This is a genomic window from Pseudomonas sp. NFACC39-1 (assembly GCF_900110355.1).
Taxonomy (GTDB): domain Bacteria; phylum Pseudomonadota; class Gammaproteobacteria; order Pseudomonadales; family Pseudomonadaceae; genus Aquipseudomonas; species Aquipseudomonas tehranensis.
On sequence record NZ_FODL01000001.1, the window covers coordinates 236,366 to 248,499 of the forward strand.

Genomic DNA, 12,134 nt, shown 5'->3' on the forward strand with positions numbered 1-12,134 from the left:
ACAGCACCCGGCCAGCAGGTGCCACTGAGGTTGGGCGAGAGGCCATTTTCCACGGGCGCGTCCATGACGGGTGCCAGCGGTGGGATGGTGACCTCAAGTTTGATCCATTCCGGCGACGGTACCCCGTTCAAATATTGCTTGATATGGACTTCCCGTTTGAATGTCGGCCCCCATACCTCTAATGCCGTGCTCTGCCACTGACCGGAGGACACCCTGGCATCCGGGGCCACCTTCAACTGACCACCGGGATTAAACAGCATCACCGTCGCACCATTGAAACCTTTACCCGAGAACACGGGCCGGTAGACCGGTGTGTAGATGATATCGGTCGGGTCTGGAAGGCTCAGGTTGACGGGGAATGTGTAGGGCAGCGAATCAATCCAGCCATTGTCGCCATCGGGAAATCGCTGAATAGCCGTCAGGCTGTACGAGCCAAATGGCCAGTTTGTCGCGGTTGTGCTCCACCTGTCTCCGTTCACCGGCGCAGGGGCTGGCGCCGTAACGTTGGGCCCGCTGTCGACCGTGATCTGCACGGTGGCGCCGGTGTAGCCGCTGCCTTCGAATTTCACTGAGGTGTCGGTCGGGGTGGTGACGGTGACGGCGGTCAGCTTGGGGGGGCGGACTCTGAAGGCTCGGGGTGTGCTTCGATTCGATGGGGTCCCGTCTACTCGTTGGAGTGCTGCCAGCGATGTATTCCCTACAGGCGCTGTAACGGAACAGCTCCAATTAGCCCCCGTCAACGTATTGGTTTGGCCCAACATATCGTCGTGAGTATCGCTGAATACCTGAACGATGGCACCCGAACGCCCATTGTTGCCGCTTACGGTAAAGGTCCTGTCTTGAACCGAATTGGCTACGGGGCCGGTGATGACAGGTACGGGTAATTCAATCACAACAGAAACATCGTCTGCCCAGTCAGAATGCATACCCGCCGATGTTTGTCTGGCAGTAAACTCAAACTCCCCCAACGGCAAATCGTTATGGGGCGTTGTCCGCCAGTGCCGTTGCGAGTCAACGATACACACTGGATGGGGTATTTCAGCCGCCGAATGGCTGACGTGAAGTTGCACCTCTGCGGTCGGTATCCCAGTGCCAGAAATTTCCGGCCTGCGATGCTCAATGACCGAGCCGGGAATAGGGGATGAGATGGAGGGCTTGGGCAGTACCGTCACAGATATATTGTCGGCCCAGCCTGAGAGCACGCCACGGTGTTGCTGTCTGGCTGTCAGGACTTTTAATCCTGGGGTCAGCGGTTCACGCAAACGTGTTCGCCACGCAAAACCGGATTCCACCCAGTCCGACAATTGCCGGGCTGTGTGGCCTTCATAAACCGCAACCCAGGCTCCAGAAGTAGCGGTACCTGAAACCTCCAGATTGGGCAGCACGTCACCGTCACGGACAGGGCTCGTTATCGAAGGGCTTTGACGACTGTAAGAGGCAACAAAGTAATTGCTCAGGTCCATCCGACTATTACCCTCCCAATACAAAGCCCGTACACGAATCAGCTCCTCGCTAGCGTTACTATTTATGTTGTACACATACGGAAAACTATGCCACGCATCATCCTGACGCGCATTGTCTTCACTGGCTGCAATCCAGTTACCCACACTCTCAACCATCAAACTAAAATGACAGTTAGCAAGACCACTAGGCCTTGATAAATACTGTTTTCCTACAACGGTAAATGATGCGCCATCCGAACTCCACTCGTACTCAAACTTATACTTCGCGATAGCAACCCCACTACCAATTGGATATAAAAACACTGTGTGCTCTGTAGCCAAACTATCAGCAGAAATAACGTCCGACACCTTACGCACATCATAAGTTTTGTCGGCATTCACGCTGTTATTTCCTTCTGATATTTCCGCCGCGTCGCGTCCATCAATATCGTCGGTGTCATCGTCGATCATGACTAGCTCCGATTAACCTCTTCAATTGGCTGGTGTTTACAAGAGGATTCAGGGGTAGTAGATGCCGGCCTCTCAGCGTAAACACCTGTCAGTTCTGACAGTGCCGACGAGTGGCGGGGCCCGGTATAAGGAAATATCCGGGTGACTACAGCGCCTTGCGCAACGGACTACAGATCCGCCAGAATCCGCCGGCTTGTGCGCCTTGGCCTTGCCCCGTAACTTGATTCGCGTCGCTGATAACCAGCGATCGGGTTTAGTCGCCCGGCGGTTCGACATGATGTGCACAAGCGTCATCCCGTGGGGTGTTCCCTATCCCCTACTTGATGGTGGCTGTACGCAGGGCGCCCTCGGGCGCGCCGGATTTCGTGTCTCCGCCGGTCGACTAACCTGCGTCCAGCCGCCACCCTTCATTCGTTTAGTCGCGAGCCGGGTGATGGCCCCATTACGGAGACCGATCATGATCAAACCAACACCCAATCCCCCGAAAACCGATTCACAACCCGCGCACAAACCCCTCGACACCAAAAAACTCGACAAAGCCGCCCAGAAAGCCCTGGACCACTACCTCAAGCCCGACACCCCAGAAAAACCCGCAAGACAACTGGATTACTTCATCGTCGCCCCCGACGCCGATCCCGAAGGCATGCTGGCGCACACCTACGAAACCTTCTGCTCAGTGAGCACGCTGATTCTGGATCTGTCCGAAGACTTGGAAGGCGCCCCGCGCAACCTGGCCCTGGCGATTCACCAGATGGGCGAAATGGGCGTGTTGTTGCTGGAGAAGTTGCTGGATAACGAAGCGAAAGTTCAGCGCTGAAAGCGCCCTGTAGGAGCTGCCGAAGGCTGCGATCCTTTGATCTTGATCTGGGGGGCGCAGTCCCGGCCTATAGAGTCTCCACCGTTTCGCCGGCTTGCGCACATATGCAGGTGCCTGATTAATCAATCTTTGATTTCCGCATAAAAATCCGCAGAAACGCTGAAAATCGTCTATCGTACGACATAACCAAACCAAGCAACCACGGGCGTTATAGGCCGTTTTGTTTTCCGCATAAATTTCCGCAGAAATTACCAAAAAAATAGCCGATTGCGTTCTCTGGAAGCAAAAAAGATGATTACCTCGAAAACGTACCTTGACCCAGTACTGCCAGAAAATCTGCCCGACTCGATCATTCAGGCAGCGGATCAGCTGCCACGCAAGGCAGAATTTCTTGCCGGACGGCTTGCCGATGAGACATCGAAGCAACTGGCGGGCCTGTTGCGCATCACCAATACCTACTACTCGAATTTGATCGAAGGACATCGAACCGAAATCGCTGACCTCCAGGCTGCGCGCACAATACCGAAACGAGAAAGAAAGGAGCTCAAAGAGCTTGCCGTGCAACACATGACGCAGCAGGAGGTGATGGAGCGGGTGCTTCGCATGCACCCAACAAATAGCTTGTCCGCGATGTTCGATCCCAAGTTGATCGCTACCATCCATCGTCGGCTGTTCAAGGACGCTTCAACCGAGGAACTGACCTTAGGCGATGGTCGGATGATGGAAGCAGGCAGACTGCGGGCCGAAGAGAATGAGCAGGTCCAGGTTGGCGCCCATGTCGCCCCAGCCGCCGCAGCGGTATTGCCCATGCTTCAGCATCTGCAGCTGCACTACGGACGAATAAAGGATCCGCGGCGCCAATTGATCGCTGCCCTGGCAGGTCATCACCGAGTGGCGCTTGTCCACCCCTTCCTTGATGGTAATGGCCGAGTGATTCGGATGCTCACCCACCTGCAACTTGTTCATCTCGGACTGAAACCTTCCCTCTGGTCACTGTCTCGTGGCCTGGCTCGCAGGCAGGATGAGTACTATCGCTTCCTGGCTTTGGCTGATCGCCCTCGTGAAGGTGACTATGACGGGCGTGGACAACTCTCACAGCGTCACTACTTCAACTTCATTGAATTCATGCTCGATGTCTGCCACGACCAGATTGAATATATGACGACCGTACTGAACCCCGCCAGATTGCGCGAACAGGTTGTTCATGTGCTCTCAACGGATCCTGACCTTCGCCGCGCCGGTATCAGACCCACCAGTGCAGCTGCTGTGTTGGCTCTTCTCACCCAAGGTGCGATGCCGCGTGCGGAGTTCAAGGTGTTCACAGGTTTGAAGGATCGGCTTGCAACGGAAGAACTGGGCCGCTTGATCGAAGCAGGGATAGTGGTCAGTAGTACCCCCAGATCCCGCACGGTGGAAGCGGGCTTGCCCGCACGCTTCGCCGGATTGATCTTTCCAAACCTGCATTTCCAAATGGGTTGAATTGTGGCGGTGTCCCAGTGTGTTCTTTTGATCTGGCGGTCTTTCGCTCAAGACTCAATTATCTGGAAAAAGATCGCAGCCTCGTTGCACTCGGCAGCTCCTACAGATGAGGCCGGACTTCGAAGCGTCCGCTCTCAACCCAATCGGACGCCGTCGCACCGTCCGCCGTGTCGGTGAGGGTTTGCTTGAACCGGCACCAGTGGCCGCCAGCGGACAGCGATTGCGTTGCCCCGCCCTGCCAGTCACCGGCTTCGACGTTAAGCCCCGAAGCCCAGACCTGATCAGGGTTGTACCAGCTCACCACCTGCCCGATGCCTGGCCGGCCCTCGCCTTCGAACCGGACCGGGTTGTCGACCCAGGCTCCGGCCATGGGCACCTCGATGGAAGGCAGATAGGTGCCCAGCACCACCGCGCGAGCTGGTGAATCGGCGGAATCAAACCCCTCGCTCGATGCCACGGCCATCAGGCCGTAGAGGCCGCCGGGTTGATCGAACACCACCGTCAGTGACCAGGTGCGGTCCTCCAGCACCGGACTGCTGCCCAGCACCGTGCGCGCGGCGTCGCCCAGTTTCACCGTGACGGTGTCACCCGGTACGCCGAAACCGGACACCACCACGCGCCGGCCAATGTGCTCGTCGGTGGCCGGGGTTTCAATGTATGGGGCAGCAGGAACCACGTTGAAGGTCAGCGGCGCGGAGTCCTTGGAAGGCCGACCCTCAAAGTATTGCCGGGCCAGAATCGTGGTCTGGCCTACCGGCAGGGTCACTTCAGCTTTCCAGCCATCAGCCCCCACAAACGCCCCCTCGACCAACAGTTCGGTTGCGCCTTGCAGCCAGATATCAACCCGCCCGCCCGACATGCCTGTACCGGACAACTCCATGGTGCGCGGCAGATTGCCGCCAGGCTGCGGCACGTCAAACTCCGGTGGCAACACCACCACCGTGAAGGTCACCGGCGTACTGCGCTCGGAGGCTTGCCCACGCAAGGTCTGCTGCGCATCAATGGTGTAGCTTCGAAACTCCAGCACGGGAAGCTCGATGAACCATTCGCCGTCGGCGGTCAGCACTTTGGGAGTGCCCAGGTCCGTTTGGAATTGCGCATCACGCACCTGCATCGACGCCTCGGCCATGCCGTCACGCCCGCGCACGGTCAGCACACGACCGACGTCGGCATTGGGAGTGGGGTGTGTGATCACCGGTTTGCGCATGGGTGTGGCAACCGTGAAGGTTCTGGACGCCTCCGGCGAAGGTTGCTGGGCGGCGGTCTGGATCAGGGTCGCGGTGTGGGTGATCTCCGGTGCAAACGGCTCGTCGCGCCGGAATCTCCAAGTACCGTTGTCATTGTCCACGGGGTGTTCAATGGGGCTGTCACTGAACGTGAGTGTCAGCACAGCACCCGGCCAGCAGGTGCCACTGAGGTTGGGCGAGAGGCCATTTTCCACGGGCGCGTCCATGACGGGTGCCAGCGGTGGGATGGTGACCTCGATTTCCTGCCAGGTCGGCGATTCCTGGCCATCCTTGAATTGTTTGATTTTGACTTTGCGCTTGAACGTCGGCCCCCACTCCGTTGACGCCATACTCGACCACACACCGCCAGACACAATTTTTTCGGGGGCTGCGGGTGAATCGTCGGGATTCAGGATCTTCACCGTCGCACCGTTGAAACCTTTACCCGAGAACACGGGCCGGTAGACCGCTGTGTAGGTGATATCGGTCGGGTCGGGAAGAATCAGGTTGACGGGGAATGTGTAGGGCAGCGAATCAATCCAGCCATTGTCGCCGTCAGGAAACCGCTGGATAGCCCTCAGACTGTACGAGCCAAATGGCCAGTTTGTCGCGGTTGTGTTCCACCTGTCACCGTTCACCGGCGCAGGGGCCGGCGCCGTGACGTTGGGCCCGTTGACGACCGTGATCAGCACGGTGGCGCCGGTGTAGCCGCTGCCTTCGAACTTCACTGAAGTGTCGGTCGGGGTGGTGACGGTGACGGCGGTCAGTTTGGGGGGGCGAACCTTGAACGCTTGGGCAGTGCTCGGTCCCGACGGGATGTTTTGGTAGGTTTGTTCCGCCACCAAAGAAACCGTTCCCGGCGCAACTTGCACTGGGGCACTCCAGGAGCCGTTCGACTGTGCCCTACCTTGACCGACCGGGGTACCGATAACATCGAGCCGCACTACGACGCTGGCGCCCTCCATCCCATTTGTTCCGTATACCGTGAAACTCATGTCCTTATTGGCTGTGGACCGGGTGATATTCGGTTTGCCTAAAACAGTGAAGGAGCGGTGCTCCTCAGTATATTTAACGGGTCCGCTTCCCGATTGATACGCAGCCTGCGCCAACCAAGGCCCATTGGCCAGGATCTTGCCCCGGGCCTCCCACGTTTTATTGGTGTTGACGGAGACTCTTTCAGACAGCTCTGTGCCGACGTTAGGGAAAACCGCCCACATTTGGTTGCCTGGAAATCCTCTTCCGCTGAAGACAAGCTGGTCGGCGAGCACAATGGCGTTTGGCGCGGGCGTTGTAAGTGTTGTTGAGACCAAGGTAACCGTCATCTGATTCGATTTTGCCGATGGTAAATCCCCGATTTTCTGTATCGCGTAAAACGTCAGAGTGTCCAAACCGCTCGGCATATTAAAAGTCGCCGTCCAGTTGCCCGTATTGTAAATATCCGCCGTACCTAACCGAGCGTCATTGTTAACGTTATGTATCGTTATCGTGCCAGCAGCAAATGCACCACCCGTTCCTAATACATTAATCAACGGATCACCAATAGGACCTGACGGAGCTGTAATCACCGGAGTACCAGGAACAAACCTATAAGTTTTATTCGCATAGAGATGAGGATCATCTCCAAAATTTACATCATAGGTATATTTATAGTACACCTCTACATAACTCGAGTTCCCCGCCACTGACATTGTCGTGTTAATTTCATGCCAAAGCCCGTCTTGAATTCCGTTATCGTTGGTTAACTCGCGATAACCCGTTTCCACTGCCGACTTGAGATTAATCAGAACATTTCCCTTTCTCTCGCCATTACTTTTCGCACTATACTTTGGCCTCGACAGCAGAAATGATTTCCCATCCGAAGACCATGTATATAACGCGGTAAAATTCGCCCAAAGGTTACCTTCCACGGCTTCCAAAAAAACTTCCCCTTTTGGAGAACCGTCTTCCGGATCAGGCATACCGTTAATATCTCCAGAACCTTCTTCTGGTATTTCTTCGGGTTCGCTTTTTTCGGGATCGTCGCCAACACTCATGGCTATCTCCTCAACTTTATAATCGGAATCAAAAAAAAAGTTCGGTCAAGCGCCATCGCCAGAAGGTCTCAGATGCTCAGTGAATGTCACCCGACCCACTCAAAACACCTGTTAGTTCTGACAGTACCGACGAGTGGCGGGGCCCGGAGCCAGGAAAAGTCCGAGTGACTACAACGCCTTGCGCAACGGACTACAGACCCGCCAGATGGGCGAGATGGGGTGTTGCTGCTGGGGAAGTTGCTGGATAACGAGACGAAGGTTCAGCGCTGAGGACCGACCTGTAGACGTACAGACCGATGAAAAGCCTGTGGGAGCAAGCTTGCTCGCGATGACGGTGGGTCAGCAGACATCAATGCTGAATGTGCCGACGCCTTCGCGAGCAAGCCCGCTCCCACAATGGATTGAGTACACCCGCAAGAGCCAGGCGTTGCGCCCTGGCTCTCTCACAGAGATGGCCTCAAGCCGACTCTGGCAACGGATGAAAACTGAAATACTGCTGCAGCGCACTCACCAGTTGCCCGTACTCCGGCGGCGCCCACTTGAGGCTGAAACCGGCGTCAAAATGCTGCGGGGTCACGTCCTCATGGCACCAGAGGCAACTGGCCTTTAATTCGATGTCCAACTGCGGTCCCTCATCGGCAGGGATCTTGAGGTGCAGATTGAAGTCCGCGCCGACCATCAACGGCAAATGGCTGATCAGCATCAGCCCGTCTGCCGAGACGTTGCCCAAAAAACCGATGGGCCTGTCGTTCATACCGTTGAACACACGCAGGAAATACGGCAACTGATGCCGCTCGATTCGCCTCTTTTTGTACATGTCCTGTATCGCTTTTTGAACCACCCCGTACAGGGGCTACCGGATACTTCGGAACGGGCATGAACGGGCCCGCTCTCCCCGATCCCGGTGCCAGACGCTTGCAAGCGCGTTAGCCCTACTTCTGCCGGTCACAGGTGCCTCTTGAAATTAGAGACCTGGCTCTAATCATATTTGTACAAATATAGCTCAGGGTTTGGCGGCAGCCAGTCCGGGGCGACAGTTTCATCAATCGCCATGGTACAAGGTAGAAATGGCCCGGGATTGCCCCTGGCCATTGCCTTGACGGACGGTATCAGAACGCGGTGGGGCGGATCGCCGGGGCGCTGCGCAGCGGATAATGGCCCAGGCTCTGCAAGGTTTCGAGGCGGGCACGGGCGCGGAAGGCGTATTCGCTGTTAGGGTATTGGGTCAAGAGGAACTGGTAGGTTTGCGCTGCATCGACAAACAGCTTCTGCCGTTCCAGGCACTGGCCACGCATCATCGAGACTTCCGGCTGCATGTAGCGCCGGGCCCGGCTGGCGCGGTCGACCTTGGACAGCTCGAGCATCACCTGCTCGCAATTGCCCCGCTCGTAGGCCTTGTAGGCCAGGTTCATATGGTGGTTCATCGACCAACGGGTGCAGCCCGTGATGCTCAGGGCCAGGGCAATAAAAAGCACGAATCGCATGGGAGGTTCTCCTGTCTTGAGCTTTGTATCGACCTGGTTGGGAAAAACTTCAAACAAATCCCATGATCGCCGCACGCCTCTGTAGGAGCTGCCGAAGGCTGCGATCTTTCCTGAAGCCAGTTGAATTTCAAGCCAAAGATCAAGATCAAGATCAAGATCAAGATCAAAAGATCGCAGCCTTCGGCAGCTCCTACGGGAATAGATGAGCCCTGGCGCAGGCGCAAAAATTTTCAAGAATGTTCATTTCGAAAAACAAACGAAAAAGTAGTGCACATGAACAATGACTACACCCAAAGAGCATAGTAGCCTTCGCTGGCGCTTGAACCTGAGGAGTCTTGCATGTCCGTCCGTCGCACCAAAATCGTCGCTACCCTTGGCCCGGCCAGTAACTCGCCGGAAGTTCTCGAACAGCTGATTCTGGCTGGCCTGGACGTTGCCCGTCTGAATTTCTCCCACGGCACCCCCGAAGAGCACAAGGCTCGCGCCAAGCTGGTACGCGACCTCGCTGCCAAGCATGGCCGTTTTGTCGCCCTGCTGGGTGACCTGCAAGGCCCGAAGATCCGTATCGCCAAATTCGCCAACAAGCGCATCGAGTTGAAGATTGGTGACACTTTCACCTTCTCCACCAGCCACCCGCTGACCGAAGGCAACCAGCAAGTGGTCGGTATCGACTACCCGGACCTGGTCAAGGATTGCGGCGTGGGCGACGAGCTGCTGCTCGACGACGGTCGCGTGGTGATGCGCGTCGACACCGCCACCGCCACCGAACTGAACTGCACCGTAACCATCGGCGGCCCGCTGTCGGACCACAAAGGCATCAACCGGCGCGGTGGCGGCCTGACAGCCCCGGCCCTGACTGAAAAAGACAAGGCTGACATCAAGCTGGCCGCAGAAATGGAAGTCGACTACCTGGCCGTGTCCTTCCCCCGCGACGCGGCTGATATGGAATACGCCCGTCAACTGCGTGACGAAGCCGGCGGCACCGCCTGGCTGGTGGCCAAGATCGAACGCGCCGAAGCCGTGGCCGACGACGAAACCCTGGACGGCCTGATCAAAGCCTCCGACGCAGTAATGGTGGCCCGTGGCGACCTGGGCGTGGAAATCGGCGACGCCGAGCTGGTGGGCATCCAGAAGAAGATCATTCTGCACGCGCGCCGCCACAACAAAGCGGTGATCGTCGCGACTCAGATGATGGAGTCGATGATCCAGAATCCGATGCCGACCCGCGCCGAAGTGTCCGACGTAGCCAACGCCGTGCTCGACTACACCGACGCCGTGATGCTCTCGGCCGAAAGCGCCGCCGGCCTCTACCCGCTCGAAGCGGTGCAGGCCATGGCACGCATCTGCATCGGCGCGGAAAAGCACCCCACCAGCAAGACCTCCAGCCACCGTATCGGCAAGACCTTCGAGCGCTGCGACGAGAGCATCGCCCTGGCGACGATGTACACCGCCAACCACTTCCCGGGCGTGAAGGCGATCATCGCCCTGACCGAAAGTGGCTACACGCCGCTGATCATGTCGCGCATCCGCTCCTCGGTGCCGATCTACGCGTTCTCCCCGCACCGCGAAACTCAGGCTCGCGCCGCCATGTTCCGTGGCGTCTACACCGTGCCGTTCGACCCGGCCGCCCTGCAACCGGGTGAAGTCAGCCAGGCAGCGGTGGACGAACTGGTCAAGCGCGGCGTGGTGCAAACCGGCGACTGGGTCATCCTGACCAAGGGCGACAGCTACCACACCATCGGCGGCACCAACGGGATGAAAATCCTGCACGTTGGCGACCCGATGGTCTGAGTGACCGGCCGCTGAAAACAAAAGCCCCGCCATGTGAATGGCGGGGCTTTTTGGTTTTTGCCGCCTGAAAAAGGTGTTGCCTGGGCTGGCGCAATCGCGAGCAGGCTCGCTCCCACAGGGGATCTGTGGTGTTCATGAATAATGTGTTCAACACCACTCCTTTGTGGGAGCGGGCTTGCTCGCGAAAGCGGGGGGTCAGCTTGCTCCAATGGTGTATGTGCCGACGCCTTCGCGAGCAAGCCCGCTCCCACGGGGGATCTGTGGTGTTCATGGCTAATGTGCTCAACACAAACCCAATGTGGGAGCGGGCTTGCTCGCGAAAGCGGTGGGTCAGCTTGCTCCAATGTTGAATGTGCCGACGCCTTCGCGAGCAAGCCCGCTCCCACGGGGGATCTGTGGTGTTCATGGCTAATGTGCTCAACACAAACCCAATGTGGGAGCGGGCTTGCTCGCGAAAGCGGTGGGTCAGCTTGCTCCAATGTTGAATGTGCCGACGCCTTCGCGAGCAAGCCCGCTCCCACGGGGGCTCTGTGGTGTTCATGGCTAATGTGTTCAACACCACTCCTTGTGGGAGCGAGCCTGCTCGCGATTGCGCCAGCCCATGCACTACAAAACTAATGCCGGTTGATAAACCCCGACAACGCCTCTAACGCCTCGGGCGAGCGCAGTCGTTGGGTGAACAGCCTGCCCTCCTCTTCGATCACGGCACGCAGTTGTTCCCGGTCCGGGGCCTTCATCAGTTGTTTGCTGATGCGCATCGCTTCAGCCGGCAGCGATTCGAAACTCAGTGCCACGTCCCGCGCCTTGGCCAACGCTGCCTCGCCACTGTCCAGCGCCTCGGTGGCGATGCCCCAGGCTGCCGCCTGTTCGCCGCTCAAGCCCTCGCCCAACAGCAGCAACTGCGCGGCCCTGGCCTGGCCGAGCAGCCTCGGCAGGATCAGGCTGGAGCCGAATTCCGGACACAACCCCAGGCTGACGAACGGCATTCGCAGCCGCGCGTCCCGGCTGACGTAGACCAGGTCGCAATGCAACAGCAACGTAGTGCCGATGCCCACCGCCGGCCCGGCCACCGCGGCGATCACCGGTTTGCGGCAATCGAGCAGGCTGAGCATGAACTCGAATACCGGGTTGTCGAGATCGGCCGGCGGCTGTTCGAGAAAGTCGACAATATCGTTGCCGGCGGTGAAGCAGTCATGGGAGCCGCAGATCAGCACCGCGCTGATCTGCGGGTCGACGTCAGCCATCGCCAAAGCTTGGGCCAACTGGCTGTACATGGCCCGGGTCAGGGCGTTTTTCTTTTCCGGGCGATTGAGGCGCAGGGTCAACAGGCCGCGTTCGCGTTCAAGCAGCAGGGTGTCGGTCATGGTCCGTCTCGCGTCTGAAGATCAGCG

7 protein-coding genes and 1 pseudogene are annotated in these 12,134 nt (G+C 57.8%); 3 read left to right on the forward strand and 5 right to left on the reverse strand.

All coding sequences use genetic code 11. From position 1 onward, the window contains the following. Nucleotides 1–1,913: pseudogene (locus BMY45_RS28285) on the reverse strand (hypothetical protein); the annotation flags it as partial. A gap of 457 nt (nt 1,914–2,370) precedes the next feature. On the opposite strand from BMY45_RS28285, the gene BMY45_RS01105 reads away from it, so the two are divergent. Together BMY45_RS01105 and BMY45_RS01110 are read left to right on the forward strand one after the other, a co-directional pair. Continuing rightward, nucleotides 2,371–2,730, forward strand: a complete 360-nt coding sequence (locus tag BMY45_RS01105; RefSeq protein WP_092393411.1) for a DUF6124 family protein — start codon at nt 2,371–2,373, stop codon at nt 2,728–2,730. 291 nt (nt 2,731–3,021) lie between these two features. After that, nucleotides 3,022–4,209, forward strand: a complete 1,188-nt coding sequence (locus BMY45_RS01110; protein ID WP_092393414.1) for a Fic family protein — start codon at nt 3,022–3,024, stop codon at nt 4,207–4,209. Between the two features lie 100 nt (nt 4,210–4,309). Here the strand turns inward: BMY45_RS01110 and BMY45_RS28290 are convergent, their stop codons facing one another. The 3 genes from BMY45_RS28290 to BMY45_RS01130 all read right to left on the reverse strand — a co-directional run bounded on the left by BMY45_RS28290 (nt 4,310) and on the right by BMY45_RS01130 (nt 8,952). Further along, a complete protein-coding gene (locus BMY45_RS28290) occupies nt 4,310–7,468 on the reverse strand; it encodes a hypothetical protein (protein ID WP_256573615.1) in 3,159 nt (1,052 codons plus the stop codon). Nucleotides 7,469–7,925: 457 nt separating this feature from the next. Continuing rightward, complete coding sequence (locus BMY45_RS01125; protein WP_092393423.1) at nt 7,926–8,285, reverse strand: PilZ domain-containing protein; 360 nt, start codon at nt 8,283–8,285, stop codon at nt 7,926–7,928. 292 nt (nt 8,286–8,577) lie between these two features. Further along, nucleotides 8,578–8,952: a tetratricopeptide repeat protein gene (locus BMY45_RS01130; RefSeq protein ID WP_092393426.1), complete on the reverse strand. Its 375-nt coding sequence runs from the start codon at nt 8,950–8,952 to the stop codon at nt 8,578–8,580. A 339-nt stretch (nt 8,953–9,291) separates the two neighbouring features. Here BMY45_RS01130 and pyk point away from each other — a divergent pair, with 339 nt between their 5' ends. Further along, on the forward strand, nt 9,292–10,743 hold the full coding sequence (pyk, locus tag BMY45_RS01135; protein WP_092393429.1) for a pyruvate kinase: 1,452 nt from the start codon (nt 9,292–9,294) through the stop codon (nt 10,741–10,743). Between the two features lie 614 nt (nt 10,744–11,357). Here pyk and BMY45_RS01145 read toward each other — a convergent pair. Continuing rightward, complete coding sequence (locus tag BMY45_RS01145; RefSeq protein ID WP_092393435.1) at nt 11,358–12,107, reverse strand: enoyl-CoA hydratase-related protein; 750 nt, start codon at nt 12,105–12,107, stop codon at nt 11,358–11,360. Between the last annotated feature and the right edge of the window lie 27 nt (nt 12,108–12,134).

Coding starts and splice junctions, on each gene's coding strand:
- BMY45_RS01105 (WP_092393411.1), top strand. CDS start 2,371: ATGATCAAACCAACACCCAATCCCCCGAAAACCGATTCACAACCCGCG.
- BMY45_RS01110 (WP_092393414.1), top strand. CDS start 3,022: ATGATTACCTCGAAAACGTACCTTGACCCAGTACTGCCAGAAAATCTG.
- BMY45_RS28290 (WP_256573615.1), bottom strand. CDS start 7,468: ATGAGTGTTGGCGACGATCCCGAAAAAAGCGAACCCGAAGAAATACCA.
- BMY45_RS01125 (WP_092393423.1), bottom strand. CDS start 8,285: ATGTACAAAAAGAGGCGAATCGAGCGGCATCAGTTGCCGTATTTCCTG.
- BMY45_RS01130 (WP_092393426.1), bottom strand. CDS start 8,952: ATGCGATTCGTGCTTTTTATTGCCCTGGCCCTGAGCATCACGGGCTGC.
- pyk (WP_092393429.1), top strand. CDS start 9,292: ATGTCCGTCCGTCGCACCAAAATCGTCGCTACCCTTGGCCCGGCCAGT.
- BMY45_RS01145 (WP_092393435.1), bottom strand. CDS start 12,107: ATGACCGACACCCTGCTGCTTGAACGCGAACGCGGCCTGTTGACCCTG.